This window comes from Haloarchaeobius litoreus (assembly GCF_024495425.1).
GTDB classification, from domain to species: Archaea; Halobacteriota; Halobacteria; order Halobacteriales; family Natrialbaceae; genus Haloarchaeobius; species Haloarchaeobius litoreus.
This window is the reverse complement of sequence record NZ_JANHJR010000001.1, coordinates 144015-160675: the sequence shown is the minus strand read 5'-3', so window position 1 is coordinate 160675 and position 16661 is coordinate 144015. Positions and strand designations below refer to the sequence as shown.

The 16661-nt window shown below is 67.3% G+C and carries 27 protein-coding genes, 1 tRNA gene and 1 pseudogene; 7 read left to right on the top strand and 22 right to left on the bottom strand.

The window, feature by feature from the left end:
• Window position 1: 1 nt before the first annotated feature.
• From NOW55_RS00895 to NOW55_RS00795, 21 genes and pseudogenes are all read right to left on the bottom strand, one after another.
• A complete protein-coding gene (locus tag NOW55_RS00895) occupies window positions 2-553 on the bottom strand; it encodes a 50S ribosomal protein L18 (protein ID WP_089735857.1) in 552 nt (183 codons plus the stop codon).
• Window positions 553-1002, bottom strand: coding sequence for a 50S ribosomal protein L19e (locus NOW55_RS00890; RefSeq protein ID WP_256398164.1), 450 nt, complete (start codon window positions 1000-1002; stop codon window positions 553-555). Before NOW55_RS00890 ends, NOW55_RS00895 begins: the two co-directional genes overlap by 1 nt.
• Entirely contained in the window at window positions 995-1699 is a 705-nt protein-coding gene (locus NOW55_RS00885) for a 50S ribosomal protein L32e (RefSeq protein ID WP_256398163.1), read from the bottom strand. The genes NOW55_RS00890 and NOW55_RS00885 overlap by 8 nt, the downstream gene beginning before the upstream one ends.
• A gap of 3 nt (window positions 1700-1702) precedes the next feature.
• Entirely contained in the window at window positions 1703-2236 is a 534-nt protein-coding gene (locus NOW55_RS00880; RefSeq protein WP_256398162.1) for a 50S ribosomal protein L6, read from the bottom strand.
• 4 nt (window positions 2237-2240) lie between these two features.
• On the bottom strand, window positions 2241-2633 hold the full coding sequence (locus NOW55_RS00875; RefSeq protein WP_256398161.1) for a 30S ribosomal protein S8: 393 nt from the start codon (window positions 2631-2633) through the stop codon (window positions 2241-2243).
• 2 nt (window positions 2634-2635) lie between these two features.
• Window positions 2636-2812: a 30S ribosomal protein S14 gene (locus NOW55_RS00870; RefSeq protein ID WP_256297180.1), complete on the bottom strand. Its 177-nt coding sequence runs from the start codon at window positions 2810-2812 to the stop codon at window positions 2636-2638.
• The gene (locus tag NOW55_RS00865) at window positions 2809-3327 is read right to left on the bottom strand and encodes a 50S ribosomal protein L5 (RefSeq protein ID WP_256398160.1); all 519 of its coding nucleotides are present in this window, start codon (window positions 3325-3327) and stop codon (window positions 2809-2811) included. The genes NOW55_RS00870 and NOW55_RS00865 overlap by 4 nt, the downstream gene beginning before the upstream one ends.
• Window positions 3327-4028, bottom strand: a complete 702-nt coding sequence (locus NOW55_RS00860) for a 30S ribosomal protein S4e (protein WP_256398159.1) — start codon at window positions 4026-4028, stop codon at window positions 3327-3329. Before NOW55_RS00860 ends, NOW55_RS00865 begins: the two co-directional genes overlap by 1 nt.
• Window positions 4025-4381: a 50S ribosomal protein L24 gene (rplX, locus tag NOW55_RS00855; protein WP_256398158.1), complete on the bottom strand. Its 357-nt coding sequence runs from the start codon at window positions 4379-4381 to the stop codon at window positions 4025-4027. The genes NOW55_RS00860 and rplX overlap by 4 nt, the downstream gene beginning before the upstream one ends.
• Window positions 4378-4776: a 50S ribosomal protein L14 gene (locus NOW55_RS00850; RefSeq protein WP_256398157.1), complete on the bottom strand. Its 399-nt coding sequence runs from the start codon at window positions 4774-4776 to the stop codon at window positions 4378-4380. The genes rplX and NOW55_RS00850 overlap by 4 nt, the downstream gene beginning before the upstream one ends.
• 23 nt (window positions 4777-4799) lie before the next feature.
• Window positions 4800-5126: pseudogene (locus tag NOW55_RS00845) on the bottom strand (30S ribosomal protein S17); the annotation flags it as partial.
• Window positions 5117-5500 (bottom strand): ribonuclease P protein component 1, encoded by a 384-nt coding sequence (locus NOW55_RS00840; protein ID WP_303648627.1) that lies wholly within the window; start codon window positions 5498-5500, stop codon window positions 5117-5119. The pseudogene NOW55_RS00845 and the gene NOW55_RS00840, both read right to left, overlap by 10 nt.
• The gene (rpmC, locus tag NOW55_RS00835) at window positions 5500-5715 is read right to left on the bottom strand and encodes a 50S ribosomal protein L29 (RefSeq protein WP_256398155.1); all 216 of its coding nucleotides are present in this window, start codon (window positions 5713-5715) and stop codon (window positions 5500-5502) included. Before rpmC ends, NOW55_RS00840 begins: the two co-directional genes overlap by 1 nt.
• A gap of 3 nt (window positions 5716-5718) precedes the next feature.
• Window positions 5719-6639: a 30S ribosomal protein S3 gene (locus NOW55_RS00830; protein ID WP_256398154.1), complete on the bottom strand. Its 921-nt coding sequence runs from the start codon at window positions 6637-6639 to the stop codon at window positions 5719-5721.
• Window positions 6639-7100, bottom strand: a complete 462-nt coding sequence (locus tag NOW55_RS00825; protein ID WP_256398153.1) for a 50S ribosomal protein L22 — start codon at window positions 7098-7100, stop codon at window positions 6639-6641. Before NOW55_RS00825 ends, NOW55_RS00830 begins: the two co-directional genes overlap by 1 nt.
• Window positions 7101-7110: 10 nt before the next feature.
• Window positions 7111-7536 carry a 30S ribosomal protein S19 gene (locus tag NOW55_RS00820; protein ID WP_256398152.1) on the bottom strand — a complete coding sequence of 142 codons (426 nt, stop codon included), beginning with the start codon at window positions 7534-7536 and terminating at the stop codon, window positions 7111-7113.
• On the bottom strand, window positions 7533-8261 hold the full coding sequence (locus tag NOW55_RS00815; RefSeq protein WP_256398151.1) for a 50S ribosomal protein L2: 729 nt from the start codon (window positions 8259-8261) through the stop codon (window positions 7533-7535). The genes NOW55_RS00820 and NOW55_RS00815 overlap by 4 nt, the downstream gene beginning before the upstream one ends.
• Window positions 8262-8264: 3 nt before the next feature.
• Window positions 8265-8519, bottom strand: a complete 255-nt coding sequence (locus NOW55_RS00810; protein ID WP_256398150.1) for a 50S ribosomal protein L23 — start codon at window positions 8517-8519, stop codon at window positions 8265-8267.
• The gene (gene rpl4p, locus NOW55_RS00805) at window positions 8516-9268 is read right to left on the bottom strand and encodes a 50S ribosomal protein L4 (RefSeq protein ID WP_256398149.1); all 753 of its coding nucleotides are present in this window, start codon (window positions 9266-9268) and stop codon (window positions 8516-8518) included. The genes NOW55_RS00810 and rpl4p overlap by 4 nt, the downstream gene beginning before the upstream one ends.
• Before the next feature lie 3 nt (window positions 9269-9271).
• On the bottom strand, window positions 9272-10291 hold the full coding sequence (locus NOW55_RS00800; protein ID WP_256398148.1) for a 50S ribosomal protein L3: 1020 nt from the start codon (window positions 10289-10291) through the stop codon (window positions 9272-9274).
• 4 nt (window positions 10292-10295) lie between these two features.
• Window positions 10296-11150 (bottom strand): putative RNA uridine N3 methyltransferase, encoded by an 855-nt coding sequence (locus NOW55_RS00795; RefSeq protein WP_256398147.1) that lies wholly within the window; start codon window positions 11148-11150, stop codon window positions 10296-10298.
• A gap of 282 nt (window positions 11151-11432) precedes the next feature.
• Between NOW55_RS00795 and NOW55_RS00790 the strand changes: the two genes are divergently transcribed.
• The 7 genes from NOW55_RS00790 (at window position 11433) to NOW55_RS00760 (ending at window position 14971) form a co-directional block, all read left to right on the top strand.
• Window positions 11433-11503: transfer RNA gene (locus tag NOW55_RS00790), tRNA-Gly, on the top strand.
• Window positions 11504-11824: 321 nt separating this feature from the next.
• Window positions 11825-12376 (top strand): hypothetical protein, encoded by a 552-nt coding sequence (locus NOW55_RS00785; RefSeq protein ID WP_256398146.1) that lies wholly within the window; start codon window positions 11825-11827, stop codon window positions 12374-12376.
• A gap of 185 nt (window positions 12377-12561) precedes the next feature.
• On the top strand, window positions 12562-12711 hold the full coding sequence (locus NOW55_RS00780; RefSeq protein ID WP_256398145.1) for a hypothetical protein: 150 nt from the start codon (window positions 12562-12564) through the stop codon (window positions 12709-12711).
• A 42-nt stretch (window positions 12712-12753) separates the two neighbouring features.
• A complete protein-coding gene (locus NOW55_RS00775; protein ID WP_256398144.1) occupies window positions 12754-13206 on the top strand; it encodes a universal stress protein in 453 nt (150 codons plus the stop codon).
• The gene (locus tag NOW55_RS00770; protein WP_256398143.1) at window positions 13203-13517 is read left to right on the top strand and encodes a thiamine-binding protein; all 315 of its coding nucleotides are present in this window, start codon (window positions 13203-13205) and stop codon (window positions 13515-13517) included. Before NOW55_RS00775 ends, NOW55_RS00770 begins: the two co-directional genes overlap by 4 nt.
• Window positions 13518-13550: 33 nt before the next feature.
• On the top strand, window positions 13551-14483 hold the full coding sequence (mch, locus tag NOW55_RS00765) for a methenyltetrahydromethanopterin cyclohydrolase (RefSeq protein WP_256398142.1): 933 nt from the start codon (window positions 13551-13553) through the stop codon (window positions 14481-14483).
• Complete coding sequence (locus tag NOW55_RS00760) at window positions 14480-14971, top strand: double winged helix-containing putative transcriptional regulator (RefSeq protein ID WP_256398141.1); 492 nt, start codon at window positions 14480-14482, stop codon at window positions 14969-14971. The genes mch and NOW55_RS00760 overlap by 4 nt, the downstream gene beginning before the upstream one ends.
• A gap of 40 nt (window positions 14972-15011) precedes the next feature.
• Here NOW55_RS00760 and NOW55_RS00755 read toward each other — a convergent pair whose 3' ends face one another.
• Window positions 15012-16445 carry a hypothetical protein gene (locus NOW55_RS00755; protein WP_256398140.1) on the bottom strand — a complete coding sequence of 478 codons (1434 nt, stop codon included), beginning with the start codon at window positions 16443-16445 and terminating at the stop codon, window positions 15012-15014.
• Window positions 16446-16661: the final 216 nt, after the last annotated feature.

Genomic DNA, 16661 nt, shown 5'->3' with positions numbered 1-16661 from the left:
GTTATCGCTCCATCAGGGTCTCGCGCACTTCGTCGAAGTGCTCGGGAAGGTCTGTTGCGTCGAAGTCACCGCTGTAGAGCGGCTCGTCGAGTTGCTCAGCGTACTCGGCGATGTGCTCGCCGCGGTTCCGTGGCCACTCGGCCAGTACGTCGTCGTTGTGCGGGATGTCGAGACCGGCGTCGATCGCGCCCTCCTGCACCGCGAACACCTTCGAACCGGGTGTCGCCGTGTTGAGGCCGATGTCGAGTACCGCTTCCTCGACGCCTGCATCGAGTGCGCGCTTGCCTGCGAGGAGTCCGGTCAGGTACGCCGCGGGCAGGTTGCCCGTGGGTGCCTCCCAGCCGAAGTCGGCCAGGTCCTCGGAGGTCGCACTCGCGAGTGTCTCGTCGCCCTGGGTACCGGGGACTATCAGCTGCGCCGTGGCGTGCTTGTTGCTCTTTCGAGCGACGAGCCGTGGCTTGCCGGATTTCAGCAGGCGCAACCTCTGATGGTAGTCCGTCCGGACCTCGCGGCGACGACGCATCGGAACCTTGTATCGTGGTCCTGTCGCCATTATTGGTCACCGTAGTTGTTGTCGATGTAGTTCAGCAGGTACTGGACGCTCCGGAACTCGCCACCGCGGGCCTTGTTGTAGAGCTCGCGGTACTGGGTGCGATCGATCTCGCCCTCGGCACGGAGTTCGTGGAGCTTCTTTCGCTGCGCTCTGATGCGGTTCTGCCACTCCTTCTTCGGGTCGGAGCGCCCGCCCTTCTTGCCGCGGCGCTTGCCGGGCCCCTTCTGGTGCCCGTAGGCGCGCTTGGCCTTCCGCTCGCGGGAGCGACCCTTGGAGTTGCCGCGCTTCTCTTCGGCTCGAATCGTCCCACCGTCGACCAGCTCGCGGATGTCCTCTCGGGTGATCGCCTCCGAGATGTCGGACTGTGCGTCCGGGTCGAACCAGACGCGGTTCTTCCCGACGTCGAGGACGTCGGCGGCCAGTCGCCGCTGGGCGGACAGATCAGTCATCCGAATCCACCTCGACTTCGACGTAGGTCGGGTTCAGCACGCGAATCCCGTTCTCCTCCGCACGCTCCTCGATGCGCTCGCGCTTGCGAGCGCCGACCTTGGAGGCGATGCGGACCGCTTCCGTGTCGCCGTCGACGCCCTCGAGGTCGTCCACGTTGTGCACGTAGACCTCCTCGAAGCCCGAGGGGTGCTTGCCGCGCACCGCCGTCGGGGTCCGGAAGCCGGCCTCGACCTTCGGGCCCTTGCCCTTGATACCGCGTCGCTGCTTCGAGAGGCCCCCGGTGGGGCGCCGCCACGCCTCGGGCGTGCGCTTTTTCTTGTGATAGTCCTGCCGTCTGAACGCGGGCTTGCCGACCGTCCGACGCTGGTCGAGCAGCCGCTGGTGCTCCTCGGAGAGCTCGGGCGTCTTGTCTGCGAGGCCCCGAGGCTGGAGTTCGGTCTCCACGTCCTCCTCGGGCTCGTCCTCGTCCTCGTCGCCCTCGATCTCGGCCTCGGTGTCCTCGCTGACTTCGAGGTCACCGACGTCGGCCTTGATACGGGCGGCGAGCGCGTTCCCGATGCCCTCGACGTCCGAGAGCTCGGACTGCGACGCGGCCTTCACGTCCTCGACGGTCTCGTAGCCGGCGGCGCGGAGCGCCTCGGCCTTGGACTCGCCGACACCGCTGATGTCTTCGAGTTCCTGTGGGTCGTCTGCCATGCGTTAGGCACCTCCCTTCGCGGGCTTTTTCGTGATGTAGACGCCGTCCTGGAACACGCGAGTGTCCTTCCCGCTGACGCGGGTCAACTGCTCGATGTCGGCGGCGGTCTGTCCGACGGCTTCCTTGTCAGGGCCGGAGAGGGTCAGCTCCTCGCCGTCGACCTGCACGTCGGTGTCGCCGTGGATGTTCGTTCGTCGCGGTGCCTTCTCGCCGAGGAAGTTCTCGATGACGACTTCGCCGCCGTCGACCTGCACCTTCATCGGGAAGTGAGAGTAGAAGACTTCCATCTCGTACTCCCATCCGTCGGTCACACCGTGGATCATGTTGGTGATGTGACTCTCGAAGGTGCCGACGGTTGCGTTCGTCTTCGCGTCGGATGCGTCGGACTCCACGATGACCTGGTCGCCCTCGACGCTCACGCTGATGTCGGGGAACCAGAGTCGGCGTGTGACCGACCCGTTCGGACCGTCGACCGTGAGGTCGAGGTGGTCCATCTCGGCTGTTACGTCGTCCGGAATGTCCAGTTCTACTCGCATTGTCTTAGTACACGTATGCGATAACCTGGCCACCGACTCCCTGCTCGCGCGCCTCGTAGTGGCTCATGACGCCCTGGCTGGTCGTCACGATGAGCGCACCGTAGTCGCGTGCCGGCAGGAACCGCTTCTCCCACGTCTCGAACTCGTCGGACGCGACGGAGTAGCGCGGTTTGACGGGGCCGCATTCGTTTATCGCACCTTTCAGTTCGACCTCGAAGTGACCGGACTTGCCGTCGTCGACGAACTCGAAGCCGTCGATGTACCCGCGGTCGTAGAAGACCTCGAGCACGCTCCCGATCTCGTTCGAGGCGGGCGATACCGTGTGGGTGAGATGCCCGACGCTCTCGGCGTTGTCGATGCCGGAGAGCGCGTTGCTGAATGGGTCGTTGCCTGTCATTGTTATCGATACTTCTTGAAGCCCATGTCGCGGGCAATCTCTCGGAAGCACTGCCGACAGAGCCAGATGTCGTACTTGCCAACGAGGCCCTGCTTGCGGCCACAGCGCTGGCACTCCTCCATCTGACCCGTCCGCTTTGCGGCGTGCTCGCCGGTGTCTAGTTCTTCGCTTTCGCTCATCGTGTCACCTCGACGTCGAAGTTGGCCTCGACGAAGGTGATCGCGTCCTCCGCGTCGAGGCGGTGGTTCGACGGGATCTGCTGGGACCGCTTGTCGCGCTTGGCGACGCGGTAGCCCGGCCGGACGAGGTTGACCGTGACGTCCAGCCCGAAGATCCCGACGTTCGGGTCGTACTCCTGGGACGGGAAGTCCGTGTGCTCCTCGATGCCGAAGCTGAAGTTTCCGGTCTCGTCGAACTGCGTCGCGGAAACGTCCGCGAGCGCGAGTGCGATCTCGAGGAACTCGTGGGCGTCCTCACCGCGAAGTGTGACCTTCGTGCCGATGGGGTCGCCCTGACGGATGCCGAAGTCCGGCATCGTCGACTTGGCCTGGGTCCGGACGGACTCCTGACCCGTGACCGCCTCGATGATGTCCTCCGCGTTCGCGAGTTCGCGGCCACCCTCGCCGACGCCCATGTGGACGACGACCTTCTCGATGGTGGGCTCGCGCATCTCGTGGAACTCGGCTTCCGACATCAGTCCTCACCTCCGACGAAGTTCTCGTCGATGACGACGACGTACTCCTCGATGGTCTCGAACTGGCCGTCGTCCTGCGTGACGGTGACCGTGTTCGAGCCCGAGCCGGGCGTGACGTCGATGTCCTCGATCTCGCCGACCTCGCCAGCGTGGCTGCCGGCGACGGCCGTGACGAGCGCGCCCTCCTCGTACGGGAAGTGCGCGACGACCTCGGTCCCCTCGTTGGAGACGACGAGCGAGTCGTTCCCGCCGTAGTCGGCGGCGTCCTCGAGCTGGAGCGTCTGGCCGTCGTGCAGCGTGAGCTGCGTGTCGCCGCCAGTGACCTGGCGCTTGCCGACGATCTTGCCCAGCTTCGAGTCCGCGTCGGCCTCGTCGATGGGGGTCAGCGAGAGCCGACCGCCCTCGTCGGGGAAGACGCGGTAGTACTCGTCACGCTCGGTGAACGCGACGATGTCGAACATGCCGATGGGGCGCTGTTCGTCGGCGACCGCGTCGCCGTTGACCAGGATGGTGCCCTGGTTGAGGGCGTAGCGGGCCTCCTTCTTCGAGTCGACGTAGCCGAGCACGTCCCGCAGGAGGATGACCAGCGGGACGCCGGCCTCGCCGTGCGGGCCGGAGTCGGCCTTCACCGTGAACGTGTTCGTCTTTCGCTCGACCGGCCAGGAGTTCGGAACGGAGAGTCGCTTCTGGTGCTTGGTCATTCGTCATCACCTTCCAGCCGCGCCTCCCGCACCTCGTCCTCGAGGTCCAGCTCCGTGATGCGGACGTTCGACGGCTCCAGACGCCGCGGCACTTCCTCGCCGTCGGCGGTCTCGAGCGTGACCTCCTCCACGGAGATCGTGCCGGCCTTCACGTCGACGTCGAGGACCTCGCCCTCGTCGCCCGCGAAGTCGCCGCGCATGACCTCGACCGTGTCGCCCGCGTTGATGCGGGCACGACGCTTTCCGTACTCCTCGCGGAGGTCCTCGGCCAGCGTCGCGTTGAGCTGCTTGCCCTTCTGGTGCAGGGGCGCGTGCTCGCTCTGGTTGCGCTGTTTGCGTGGTTGTCGTGTCATACTATCATCGTAGCCGTGGATGCGACGCTTCCGAAGCGCTCTGCGACCTCACGCGCGATGGGGCCCTTGATCTCCGAGCCCTGCGGTTCCTCGTTCTCGTTGATGAGGACGGCCGCGTTGTCTTCGAACTTCACGCGCGTGCCGTCGGGACGGCGGATCGGCTTGCGCTGGCGGATGATGACTGCCTCCTTGACCTGGCGACGCTCTTCGGGCGTCCCCTTGGTCACCGAGACGGTCACCTTGTCGCCGATGCCAGCCTTGGGGTGCCGGTTCTTGGTGCCGTGGTAGCCGGAGACCGAGATGATCTTCAGCTGTCGGGCACCACTGTTGTCGGAACAGTGAATCAGCGACCCCTTCTCGAGGCCCTGCGTGACGTCGGCCTTCAGTGCCTCCATCAGGCGTCACCTCCGTCGGAATCGGTTATCTCGACGACCACGTGCGATTTCGTCTTCGACAGTGGTCGGCACTCTGCTATTCGGACCGTATCGCCGACTTCGGGCTCCAGCACGCCCGGCACGTGTGCCGGGACGCGCGAGCGACGCTTCATGTACCGATCGTATTTCGGTACGTGAACGTCGTACTCCCGCTCGACGACCACGGTCTTTGCCATGTCCGTCGAGACGACCTCGCCTTCGAGGGTCTGCCCTCGAACGGAGAGGTCGCCGTAGAACGGACACTTCTCGTAGTCGTATGTCTCCGGGTCTTCGGGTTCCGGAGGTTCTGTTACGTCAAGTCCTATCGCCATTTCGAATCACCTGTTGTTTCGGTGCGCAGTGCGGGTCGTGAGAGCAGTCTGGCTCCATCCACCGTAACGTGGGCCGCGTCCTCGCCGGTAGGGTGGTCCGGTTCGGAAGCGGTCCCCGATCCCTTCGCGGGGTCGGCGGTTTCATCTGTGAGCCGAAACTCGAACGTCGTGCCGCGTTTGGGCACCTGGCGCACCCGAGTGTCTCCCTCGGCCGAACCGGCGCGACCGGCTGCCGGGTCGACGTGGAGCGTGTTCGTCGTCTCGACGACGACACGCCCGGCTATCCCGACGAGGTCGGGGTTCGCCGCGTCGACCACGGTCACCCAGTGGCCGTTGAGTTCGTGCCGGGGCAGTGTCTCGGGTGTCAGCGCCATTATTCGTCGTCCTCGGAGTCGCCTTCTTCCTGCTGGATCGTCTTGATGCGCGCGATGGTCTTGCGCAGCTCACCGATGCGTCCCGGGTTCTCCGGGGCCCCACCGGCGGCCTGCACGGCCTTCGCGTTCAGCAGTTCCGTCTCGAGTTCGTCGAGCTCCTCCTCGCGCTCGCGCGCGGTGAGGTCTCGAATCTCGCTGGTTCGAAGAATCGCCATGGATTACTCCTCCTCCTCGTCGTCCGCGGCGTCCATCTCCTCGACCATCGCGGCGGCCTCTTCCTCGACAGCCTCGTCGAGCTCGTCGAGCTCCTCGGCGACGTCGTCGTCGCTGGGAACCTCGACCTCTTCGTCGTCGAACTCCTCGGCCGTCTCCTCGACGACCTCCTCGACGACTTCCGCCTCGACCTCGCTGTCCTCGTCCTCGGAGTCGGCCTCGGCGGCCTCCTCCTGGAGCTGCTCGAGCTCGCCCTCCTCGGGCTCCTCGAGCAGCTCCTCGACGGACTCGTTGGCCTCGACGGCCTCCGGTGTGAGCTCCTCGACGTCCGCGTCGTCGTAGATCTCGAAGTCGTCCGGCAGCTCGGCCTCCGGCGGAATGATCTTCACCGTCACGCCGATGGTGCCGAGCTTCATCACGGCGACGCCCTGACCCTCGTCGACGATGGTCTCGGCGGGCTCGCCGTTGTGCTTGATGTAGCCGTCGTTGAACTTCTCGACGCGCGAGCGGGCGCCCGTGACCTTGCCCGAGAGGACGATCTCGGCGCCGAGGGCACCGGAGTCCATGATGCGCTCGAGCGTGGTGTGACCAGCCTTGCGGAAGTACCAGCCGCGTTCGAGAGCGTTCGCGAGGCGATCCGCGACGATGCGTGCGTTGAGGTCGGGTTCGTCGACCTCCTGTACGTCTATCTGCGGGTCGTCCAGGTCGAAGCGCTCTTCGAGCGCCGTCGTTACCTTCCGGATGTTCTCGCCGCCCTTGCCGATGACCATGCCGGGCTTCTCGGCCTTGAGCACGATCTGCGTGCCCATCGGGGTCTTCGCGACCTCCATGCCGCCGTAGCCCGCACGGCCGAGCTCGTCGGCGAAGAACTCGTCGATCTGGGACTTCTGCAGTCCGTCTTCGATGAACTGGTGTTCGTCTGCCATTAGTTATCGACCTCCTCTACGATGAGTTCGACGTCGACCTGCGGCGTGTTCCACGCCGAGGCGCGCCCCATCGCTCGGGGCTTGCGGCCGGGTGACTCGCCGACCTTGTGGGCGGCGACGTGGACGATCTCCATCGTCTCTCCGTCGAAGCCCTGCTGGTCCGCGTTGTTCACGACGTTACCGAGCAGCTCGATGAAGGCCTTGGAGACCTTCTCGGGGTAGCGACCCGCGTCCCAGCCGTCGATGTCGCTGCGGTGGCCGACGCCGCTGTTGTGCTGTTTGAACGGGACCGAACGCTCGCCCTCGACGACCGCCTCGAGATACTCCCGGGCGTCGCCGACGGTCTCGCCCTTGATGGCGCGAGCGACGGCCTTGCTGTGCTTGTGGCTCATGTGACGCTCCCGGAGCATGGCCTTGGCCGTCGTGTCCGGGTCCGCGTCGACGCTGTAGTTGATTCCCATTCCGTTCACCTCACTTCAGTGGCACGAACTTCGAGGAGCGTGTCGCGCCGATGCCGGCCTGTCCGTGCTCGACGGACGTGCGGGTGAGCTGGAACTCGCCGAGATAGTGCCCGATCATCTCGGGCTCTACCTTGACGCGCTTGAACTCCTGGCCGGTGTAGACGGCGAACGTCAGGCCGACGAACTCCGGGAGCACCGGCACGTCGCGCAGGTGCGTCCGGATCGGGTTGTTGGCCGTCTCCTCCTCGGTCTTTTCGCTGGCCTTCTCGAGGAGCTTCTCCTTCTCCACGGAGAGACCGCGCTCGATGCTTCGCCGCTGGCGAGCGGGGAGCAGTTCTGCGACGTCCTCGATGCTCATCTCCTGCAACTCGTCGACCGTGTGACCGCGGTAGGTGAACTCCTCACCCTCACGGCCGGTTCGGTACTCGGAACTCATTCTTTGCCACCTCCGCCTCGACCGGTCTTCCGGGAGGCGATGTCACCGACCTTGCGTCCCGGCGGAGCGTCCCGCGAGACGGACTTCGGTCGGCCGGGGTGCTGGCGGCCACCGCCACCGAACGGGTGGTCGACGGCGTTCATCGCCACGCCACGAACGTTCGGCCACTTGGTGCCGCGCGCTTTCATCTTGTGGTACTTCTTGCCTGCCTTCACGAACGGCTTCTCCGTGCGCCCACCGCCAGCGACCACGCCGACGGTGGCGCGGCACTGCGGGTCGAGGCGCTTCATCTCGCCGCTGGGCAGCTGGACGACCGTCGCTTTGCGGTCGTGGGTGATGAGGTCGGCGCTGGTGCCCGACGCGCGGGCGAACTTGCCGCCGTCACCGGGCTGGCGCTCGATGTTGCACACCGGGACCCCCTCAGGGATCTCGGCGAGCGGGAGCGTGTTGCCGGGTGCGATTTCGGCGGAGACACCGACCTGCAGTTCGTCGCCGACGGCGACGCCCTCGGGCGCGAGCACGAGGCGTCGGTCGCCGTCATCGAACTCGACCGCCACGACCGGTGCGGACCGGGCGGGGTCGTGCTCGATGTCGACGACGGTGCCGCTGACGACGTCCGAATCTTCCGTCTGCTTGTGCTGGAGGTCAGCCTTGTACCGGTGGCTGGGGGCACGGAACGTCGGCCCACCGCGGCCACGACGCTGACCCTGGATTCTGCGTCCCATGTGTCAGAACACCCCGATCCGCGAGGCGACTTCCTGGGCGTCGTCGTCCTCGGAGAGGCGGACGACGGCCTTCTTGTTGCCGTTCATCGTGTTCTGCGTGTTGACCTTCTCCACGCCGACGTCGAAGCGCTCCTCGACGGCGTCGCGGATCTCGGGCTTGGTCGCGTCCATGTAGACGACGAACTGGAGCTTGTTCTCGAAGTCCATGTCGTTCATCGCCTTCTCCGTCACGAGGGGGAACTTGATGATCGAGCTCATCGGTCGGCCACCTCCGCGACGGCGGACTCGGTGAACACGGTCAGTCGGCCCGGGTGTGCGCCGGGCGCGAGGTCCTCCACGTTGACGTTCGACGCGGTCGCCACGTCGACACCGGCGAGGTTGCGTGCGGCCTTCGACGGGCCGGCCTCGCTGGAGGTGACGAACAGCAGCGACTTCGGCTGCTTGTACTTGCGGCCACGGGTGGTCCCACGGCCAGCACGGATGGAGCGCCCCTCGTCGGCGCGCTCGACGTCGTCGTGGGCGCCGATACCCTCGAGGAAGCTGACGACCTCCTGGGTCTTCAGCAGGTCCTCGAAGTCGTCGGCGACGACGACGGGCAGCGCGAGGTCGTCGTCGAACGCGTGTCCGCGCTCGGCGACGCGCTCTGCGTCGACGGTCGCGGCCAGCGCACTCCGGAACGCCTGCTTGCGCTCCTTGGTGTTGACGTCCTCGCCCTGCTTCTTCTCGGCCTTCGGCGGGTGTGCCTTGCGACCCCCGACCGCCTGGGGGACGCGGGCACCCCGACCGTTCGACCGCGGCACGTGTGCCATGCCGCGGCCGGAGCCGAACGATTCAGCGGAGGTACGCATGCCGGCGTACTCGTCGGCACCGTACTCCTGTTTCCGGTTGGCCTGTGCGGCGCGGACGGCACGTCGGATGAGGTCCGGTCGGTACCGGCTCTCGAAGACCTCCGGCAGGTCGAGCGTGCCTGTCTCCTCGCCGTCCAGGTCGTAGATGGTTGCCTGCATGGATTATCCCTGGTTCGATGCTGTGGAGACGAACCGGACCTCTGGGTCGAGGCGCGGCTGGTCGTTCGGTCGGATGGCCGGGCGGAAGCGCAGGACGCGCTGGTCCGGACCCGGGAGCGAGCCCTTCACGAGCGTGAACGGACCGCTGACCTCGCCGTAGTTGACGAAGCCGCCGTCGACGTTCACGTCGTCGACATCCTCCGCGTCGCCGATGTCGATGAGGCGCTTGTTCAGCTCCGTACGCTGGTGGTACCCGGTCTGACCCTGCTGGGGAACCGTCGAGCGAACGCGGCTCGGGTTCCACGGGCCGAGGTTACCGATGCGTCGGCGCCATCCCTGGCGGGCGTGTTTGCCCTTGCGTTTCTGGACGCCCCAGCGCTTGACGGGGCCCTGGGTGCCCTTGCCCTTCGTGACGCCGGAGACGTCGGTGTACTCACCGGCGCGGAAGGTGTCGTTCATCTCGTGGACGCCGCCGTCCTCGACGAGTTCGAGGCCGAAGTCGACCCGTTCCTGGATGGAGCCCCCGCCGATGCGGGTCTCCATCACGTCGGGCTTCTTCTTCGGCACACCGGAGACGTCGGAGGGGACCGTGTGCGTGATGGCCCGAACCTCGTCGACGTCACCGGCTTCGAGCGCCTCGTGGAGCTCGTCGGTGTTGTCGTCTGCGTCCTCCGGCAGGTCCAGGACGCGGTCGAGTTCGTCGTGGAACTCGTCGGTCCAGACCTCCGTGAGCGGACGCTTTCCGTACGGCGTGTCCTCGTACGCTCGCAGGGCAACCGCCCGCATGGGCGGTGTCTCCACGATGGTGACTGGGACGGTCTCCTCCATCCCTTCGCGGGGGGAGTTGGACTCGTCGTTGATCATCACCACGTGGGTCATGCCGGCCTTGTAGCCGGCGAATCCCTGCAGCGTCGGCTGTCCGTCGTCGTCCGGCCAGCTCGAGAAGCGCGGAACCTCCGAAGAGGCGCGCTTGCGCGGGCCGAACCCGAGCGAACCTTTGCGTGGTCTGCTTGGTTGTGGCATCGTATCACTCTGTGAGCGTGAGCAGTCCGAGCGTCGCGAACACCGCTTCTTCGGTGCGAACGACCTCGCTGCCCTGGTTCGGAATCGAGTTGAGCCAAAGGTCGAACCCGCCGATGGGTTCGGTGGCGTCCTCGTCCCCGCCGGCCGGTACATCGGCCTCGGGGAATCCGAGTATCGCAGGCAGCCCTCTCTCGGGCGAACCGAAGGCGATGGTCGCACCATCGCCCTCGACCCGTCCGGCCAGGCCCGCGAGTCGCCCCACGGTGAGCGGTTCACCGTGGCGCGAGGTCGCGATACGGAGCCCGGCATCCTCACGGGCGAGCGCCGCCTGCAGGTCCATGCGTTCGACCGAGAACCCCGGGAGGGGTTCGTCGACCAGCCGTGCACGGACCGGACGTCGCGAAGAGACCCTGACGGTCACGCGCTCCCCCTCCGTGAGTTCGCCCATTTCTGGGGGCGTCACGAGGGAGATCGGGTGTTGCAAGCCGCAATTGACCCGTACGCGCCTGTCAGGTCCGACCTCGGTCACGATTCCCTGTCTTAACGACCCCGAACCGTTCGATTCGGAGCCGGTCTGTGACGTGGCGCGGAGCGGCGGCAGGATGCCCGCGTACTCCAGTTCGCCTCGCTGCCCCCACGCCTCCTTTCGGAGGTAGGGGGGCGTCGCCGCGTAGGCGAGTACCGTGCTTACGAACCCGCCGCCCCATCGCCGTTCGCCGTCTTCGTCGTCGAAGACGACGAGTCGATCGGCCCGGAACACCGTCGCCGCGCGGGCGACGTAACCGAGTTTGCGAGTGGCCTCGCGTTTGTCCTCGGCTTCCCGGACGAGGGACGACGGCACGAGTACGCTGACTGTCATGCCGTGACGCTTCGACGCCTCGTCACTAGACTGTGCCGATGTTATTCCACAAACGGTTAAAAGGGTGCCGGATTGTTTTCCCGGTTGTGACGGCCCCACACGCCCGGATATGGATGTTTCGCGTTGACACGACGCTCGACTACGTACAGCCCCGCTACCCCACGCGTGCAGGCGGTAAAGTAATATAGAATATCCCCCCTCCGTCGTGTGGTTCTCTGTGCCGAAGGCCGACCGATTCGGAAGCCTTTTATTTATTCCTGCAGTTGTTCAGAATGCGAACGGGCGCTGGTAGTGTAGTGGTATCACGTGACCTTGCCATGGTCACAACCTGGGTTCAAATCCCAGCCAGCGCACTTCTGCCGACCGCAACACGACGAGCGCAGCGAGGAGTCTGCGGTCGGCGAAGTCGCAATGGGGTTTGAATCAGGGAGGACACGCGCAGCGAAGCGAGCATGTCCGACCGTGGTTCAAATCCCAGCCAGCGCATTTTTGGAATTTCACGACGACGAGCGTAGCGAGGAGTCTATCGTCGACGCAGCCACGGTCCGATCCGAATCCCGACTGCCGCGAACATTACAAACGACTAAGGAATCGACGGAGAGCGGCGTTACCGGCCGATTCCACATTCACTCCGTGGTCCAAGTTTTTACCCCTCGGACCGCCGAATCAAAGCAATGGGTTTCATCGAGCGACTCTCGGGACTGTTCGACCGCGGCGGGACGGAGACACCGGACGGGGCGGCGACAGGTGACACGGGACCGAGCGCGAGCGCGGGCGCGACTGCCGTGGGACCACAGGAGACAGCGTCGCAGTCGCCGGGGGGCGAGACATCGGCGGAGACTGCGAGTGACGCCGACGACGGGCGGGTCGGGGACGACGAGCCGGCACCCGACCCGACCGCGGCGTTCGCCGAGCAGGCGTCGACGCTGGCGGCCGAGCACCCAGATCTCGACCGGTCGCTCGACTCGCTCGCGGCGGCCGACGCCGTGGCCGAGACGAGCGACGCAGACGAGACGGCGGTGCTCGCGCTGGGGAGCTACTTCGGCGAGACGCTGCTGGCCGCTCACGACGGCGAGTGGACGAAGCCGGAGGGCGGCACCTGGGCGGTCGTGCTCGTCGGCGACGAGACGGACGTGACGCTGAACGCGTTCCAGCTGGCCGGCGAGGTCATCCGTGGACCGACGACGTTCGCGGCGACGTACCGCGCGGTCGAGCGACGGCTCTGAGGGCTGGGGTTGTCCACGCCGGGAAGCATATTTTTAATTATACGATACTGGCTGTCGTCGACGTGGAGCTTCGCCTCGGACCCGGTGTCCCTGTGCTGGCTCGTGTTTCCGCTGCTCGTACTGGCGACGCTGGCGTCCCTGATCGGACCGGTCATCCCCCCGCGGACGTAGTCGCGGCGGTCGTCGTGGACTACGTCTACGTCGAGGTCGCCGTGGACTCCGTCTACGTTGCTGGCGGGGTCATGGTCGCCGGCTGGGCGCGGAGTGGCTCCTCCGTCGGTAGCTCGAATCGGACGGCGAGCGTGCGTACCACTGACGTGGGTGTGGTCGACTGACACCGACAACCATTTTTAAACTGCCTCGTGAACGGGTCAGATATGGAACGAATACTCGTTGTCATCCGGAACAAGTCAGAGACGACCCGAGAGCTGGTACACGAAGCAGGTGTGGTCGCGGCCGGCACAGGAGCGGAGCTACGCCTGCTGCACGTGATGCCCGACGAGGAGTACGACGAGCGGATGTCCTCGCGACTGGAGAGCAAGACGGGCGGCTACTCGCTCGACGAGGCCGAGGGGGAGGCGAAACGGCTCGCCGCGGAGGTCGGTCGCCGTGCCCTCTCCGACGTCGACGTGGACTACGACGTCATCGCCGCGGTCGGCCACGAGGAGGAGACCATCCTCGATGTCGCGGCCGATCAGGAGTGCGACCACCTGTTCGTCGCCGGCCGTCGGCGCTCGCCCAGCGGGAAGGCGCTGTTCGGCGACCTCACCCAGCGCCTCCTGCTGAACTTCGACGGCATGGTCACCGTCCACCTCACCGACGAGAGATGACGACCGTCGCCTTCCTCTCGGTCGCGCCCGTCGTCGAGGGGAGCATGGCCGCGGAGGTGGCGAAGGCCGTCGCCGCGCTCGACGGGTTCGACGTCTCCTACGAGACGACCCCGATGGGGACGACCATCGAGGCCGACGACGCCGCGACCGTCTTCGCCGCCGCGCAGGCCGCCCACGAGGCCGTCGACGGCGACCGCGTCTCGACGTTCCTCAAGATCGACGACAAGCGAAGCGTCGAGACGACCGCCGACGCGAAGGTCGACGCCGTCGAGGTGCACCTCGGGCGGGAGGCGCGCTCCGGCGAGAACTGAAACCCTTTACGCGGAGCCGCACAACCCCCGCACATGGACAGTCTCAACCGGATGGCCATCGAGCTCGTGGACGAGGCCATCGACTTCGCGGAGGTACTCGACGTCGGCGCGTACGAACTGGAGAACGAGGCGACGGTGCTCGACTTCGGCGTCGACTTCGACGGCGGCATCGAGGCCGGGACGCTGCTCACCGAGATACAGACGGCCGGTATGGCGACCGTCCAGACACGCATGGACGAGGTCGCCGGCGCGCCGCTCCGGTACGTCGACCTCCTCACCGACCACCCGGACCTCGCGCTGCTGTGCTCGCAGAAGGCCGGCTGGGAGGTCGGCGTCGAGGACTTCGAGGGCCTGGGCAGCGGCCCCGCCCGCGCCCTCGTCGGCACCGAGGACGTGTTCCGGAAGATCGGCTACCACGACGCCTTCGACCTGACCGTCCTCACCGTCGAGTCCGACGCGCTCCCCGGCGAGGCCGTCGCCGAGCACGTCGCCGAGATGACCGAGACCAACCCCTCCTCGGTGTACCTCGTCGGCTTCCGGACCGCCAGCCTCGCCGGCAGCGTCAGCATCGCCGCCCGCGCGGCGGAGCTCGCCGTCTTCCGGCTGTCGGAGCTCGGCTACGACCCACGCGACGTGATCTCGGCATCGGGGACCGCCCCCGTGGCACCGGTCGCCGGCTCGGAGGAGGCCGCCATGGCCCGGACGAACGACGCGCTGGCCTACGGCGGACGGGTCCACCTCACCGTGCGCGAGGAGTTCGACCGGTTCGACGAGGTTCCGTCCTCGGCGCGCGAGGAGTACGGCGAGCCCTTCGAGCAGGTGTTCGACGACGCCGGCTGGGACTTCTACGACATCGACGAGAGCGTGTTCGCGCCGGCGCAGGTCACCGTCGACGTGGTCGGCGGCCCGACCGCGGTGTACGGCGAGACGGACGAGGAGATACTGGCGGCGTCGTTCGGACTGTGAAGGTCAAACACGTCCCGGCCGCGCCCGACGACCTCGCGTTCGTCGAGGACGCACAGCGCGCGGTCCCGCTGGTCCCGGACAGCCAGGACGACTGCTGTGCCCGCATCCTCGACCGCACCGACCTCGTCGCCCGCGACGAGGCCGCCACCTGGCTCACGTTCCTCCGCGGACTGGGCCTCGTCGAGCGCGGGCAGTCCGGCTACAGCCGCGTCCGGCGCGAGCCCGACCCGGAGTTCCTCCGCGAGGCGTTCCTGACCGGTGTCTTCGGTACCGAGGACGTGCTGGGCGTCCTCCGCGACGCCGACGAACCGCTCACCGCCGCGGCCACCTTCGAGCGCGTCCGCGACGCCATCCCGGAGTGGGAGCGCCACAAGAACCCGAACACCTGGACGGACATCTGGACCGAGACAGTCGAGAACGAGCTCGACTGGCTCGTCCTGCTCGGGCTCGCAGCGGAACGCGACGGCGGCTACGTCGCCGCCGACTGAACCGCAGACGACCACGTTCTCGCGTCACGAACACCGCCGCTCACGTCACGAACAGCTCGTCCTTCGCCCGTTCGCACGCATCACGGAGCGCGTCGGTCAGCGCGCAGTCCTCGACCCAGGCGACGTGTTCGGCGTCGCCGGGGCCGCCGAGGTGACCGAGCGCGAACGTCGCCTCGCGGACGACCCGGTGGGGCCGCCGCGTCGGGTCGGCGAACGTCCGCACCAGCGCGGTGAGGTCGGCCAGCTCGGAGCCCACGTCCTGCCCCGCATCGGCGAGGAACCCGAGGCCGATGACCCCGGCGGCGGCGACGTGGCTCTCCTCGTCGGCGAGCCGGGCGAAGTCGGGGAGCCAGTCCGCACCGCGTTCGGGGTCCGCGAGCGCGAGATTGGCGAGGGTGACACCGGCGAGGAACCGGATGCGCGGGTGCTCGTCCTCGGTGGCGGCACGGACGGAGTCGGCGTAGGGGTCGACCTGTGCGGGGTCGGTGCGCGCGAACTCCCGCAGCGCCGACAGCGCCTGCGTGCGACAGCGCACCGAATCGGTCCCGAGCATCGACCCGAGCCGCCTGATGACGGGCGGGCGGCGCTCGGCGACCGACCCGCCGAGGCTCTCCTCGTCCACGTCCAGCAGCGCCTCCGGGCGCTCCCACGCGAGGGCGGCGATGGCGGCCGCGCTCGCACCCCGGATGCTCTCGTCGTCGTCGCCCAGCCCCGCGACGAGGTGCTGGCGCACCGTCGAGTCGATGGTCCCGAGGTGGGTCAGCGCCGTCGTCACAGCCCGCAAGAAGTCCACGCTGACGATGTGTGCGCCGCGCTGGGCCTCGAACGCGTCGACGAGCACGCCCGAGACGGGCCGGAGTCGGTGCGGGTCGTGCGCGCCGATCTCGGCCAGCCGGCTCGCCGCGTCGGTCGGCAACGCCTCCTCACGCAGCCGGTCCGCGAGGTCGAACGCCTCCTCGTGCTCGGGCGGGGCCGGGTCACGACGGGTCGCGTCGACGTACTCCCGGTACACCTCGCGGTGGTGCTCCTCGCAGAGCCGGTAGCACGTCGCCGTCCCGGTCGTGACCGTCAGCTCCCGCGCCTCGCACGCCTCGCACTCGTCGACGAGGGCCACGGCGCGCTCGCGGGACCCCTCGTGTCGCCAGTAGCCGGGCCGCCGGGTCGGCCGCATCGCGCCGCCGGCGCGAGCGTACGCCTGCACGACCCGCGTGAGGTCGGCCAGCTCGTCGGCGTCCGCGGGCCGCTCGAACCGCGCGTAGGAGGGCCGCCAGGTGACGCCGCCGAGCCGGTTCGCCAGGCCCGTCAGCGCGCTCTCGTCGAGCTCGCGGTCGACGTTCGTCCCGAGGACGCCGCGCAGGAACGGCCCGTACGCCGCGCGGAACGCGTCGGCGCTGGCGACGCCGGCCGCCTCGACCGGCGGGTCGAACGCCACGGCCACGGTCGCAGGGAGGTCCCAGCCGGTGTCGAAAGCCATGCGCCCCGTTTCGCCCGCCAGCGCTTAATATCTGCGTCAGACGGTCGCGCGTGACGTTGTTGTGAGTCCGGTTCTGAGTCGTTCGTACGTCGCATCAGTTCTGGGGATCGCTAGAACCACGACCAGCCAGGAAGCCCCACCGACTGTTGAAGTCGCTGAGACTACAGACAATCAGAAAGCACCGCCCGTCTCGACTCGGGGGCTTCGCTGTCGTTC

What these genes read in the sequence shown, in the direction of transcription:
- NOW55_RS00895 (WP_089735857.1), bottom strand. Translation starts at nt 553, where the DNA reads ATGGCGACAGGACCACGATACAAGGTTCCGATGCGTCGTCGCCGCGAG.
- NOW55_RS00890 (WP_256398164.1), bottom strand. Translation starts at nt 1,002, where the DNA reads ATGACTGATCTGTCCGCCCAGCGGCGACTGGCCGCCGACGTCCTCGAC.
- NOW55_RS00885 (WP_256398163.1), bottom strand. Translation starts at nt 1,699, where the DNA reads ATGGCAGACGACCCACAGGAACTCGAAGACATCAGCGGTGTCGGCGAG.
- NOW55_RS00880 (WP_256398162.1), bottom strand. Translation starts at nt 2,236, where the DNA reads ATGCGAGTAGAACTGGACATTCCGGACGACGTAACAGCCGAGATGGAC.
- NOW55_RS00875 (WP_256398161.1), bottom strand. Translation starts at nt 2,633, where the DNA reads ATGACAGGCAACGACCCATTCAGCAACGCGCTCTCCGGCATCGACAAC.
- NOW55_RS00870 (WP_256297180.1), bottom strand. Translation starts at nt 2,812, where the DNA reads ATGAGCGAAAGCGAAGAACTAGACACCGGCGAGCACGCCGCAAAGCGG.
- NOW55_RS00865 (WP_256398160.1), bottom strand. Translation starts at nt 3,327, where the DNA reads ATGTCGGAAGCCGAGTTCCACGAGATGCGCGAGCCCACCATCGAGAAG.
- NOW55_RS00860 (WP_256398159.1), bottom strand. Translation starts at nt 4,028, where the DNA reads ATGACCAAGCACCAGAAGCGACTCTCCGTTCCGAACTCCTGGCCGGTC.
- rplX (WP_256398158.1), bottom strand. Translation starts at nt 4,381, where the DNA reads ATGACACGACAACCACGCAAACAGCGCAACCAGAGCGAGCACGCGCCC.
- NOW55_RS00850 (WP_256398157.1), bottom strand. Translation starts at nt 4,776, where the DNA reads ATGGAGGCACTGAAGGCCGACGTCACGCAGGGCCTCGAGAAGGGGTCG.
- NOW55_RS00840 (WP_303648627.1), bottom strand. Translation starts at nt 5,500, where the DNA reads ATGGCGCTGACACCCGAGACACTGCCCCGGCACGAACTCAACGGCCAC.
- rpmC (WP_256398155.1), bottom strand. Translation starts at nt 5,715, where the DNA reads ATGGCGATTCTTCGAACCAGCGAGATTCGAGACCTCACCGCGCGCGAG.
- NOW55_RS00830 (WP_256398154.1), bottom strand. Translation starts at nt 6,639, where the DNA reads ATGGCAGACGAACACCAGTTCATCGAAGACGGACTGCAGAAGTCCCAG.
- NOW55_RS00825 (WP_256398153.1), bottom strand. Translation starts at nt 7,100, where the DNA reads ATGGGAATCAACTACAGCGTCGACGCGGACCCGGACACGACGGCCAAG.
- NOW55_RS00820 (WP_256398152.1), bottom strand. Translation starts at nt 7,536, where the DNA reads ATGAGTTCCGAGTACCGAACCGGCCGTGAGGGTGAGGAGTTCACCTAC.
- NOW55_RS00815 (WP_256398151.1), bottom strand. Translation starts at nt 8,261, where the DNA reads ATGGGACGCAGAATCCAGGGTCAGCGTCGTGGCCGCGGTGGGCCGACG.
- NOW55_RS00810 (WP_256398150.1), bottom strand. Translation starts at nt 8,519, where the DNA reads ATGAGCTCGATCATCAAGTTCCCCCTCGTGACGGAGAAGGCGATGAAC.
- rpl4p (WP_256398149.1), bottom strand. Translation starts at nt 9,268, where the DNA reads ATGCAGGCAACCATCTACGACCTGGACGGCGAGGAGACAGGCACGCTC.
- NOW55_RS00800 (WP_256398148.1), bottom strand. Translation starts at nt 10,291, where the DNA reads ATGCCACAACCAAGCAGACCACGCAAAGGTTCGCTCGGGTTCGGCCCG.
- NOW55_RS00795 (WP_256398147.1), bottom strand. Translation starts at nt 11,150, where the DNA reads ATGACAGTCAGCGTACTCGTGCCGTCGTCCCTCGTCCGGGAAGCCGAG.
- NOW55_RS00785 (WP_256398146.1), top strand. Translation starts at nt 11,825, where the DNA reads ATGGGTTTCATCGAGCGACTCTCGGGACTGTTCGACCGCGGCGGGACG.
- NOW55_RS00775 (WP_256398144.1), top strand. Translation starts at nt 12,754, where the DNA reads ATGGAACGAATACTCGTTGTCATCCGGAACAAGTCAGAGACGACCCGA.
- NOW55_RS00770 (WP_256398143.1), top strand. Translation starts at nt 13,203, where the DNA reads ATGACGACCGTCGCCTTCCTCTCGGTCGCGCCCGTCGTCGAGGGGAGC.
- mch (WP_256398142.1), top strand. Translation starts at nt 13,551, where the DNA reads ATGGACAGTCTCAACCGGATGGCCATCGAGCTCGTGGACGAGGCCATC.
- NOW55_RS00755 (WP_256398140.1), bottom strand. Translation starts at nt 16,445, where the DNA reads ATGGCTTTCGACACCGGCTGGGACCTCCCTGCGACCGTGGCCGTGGCG.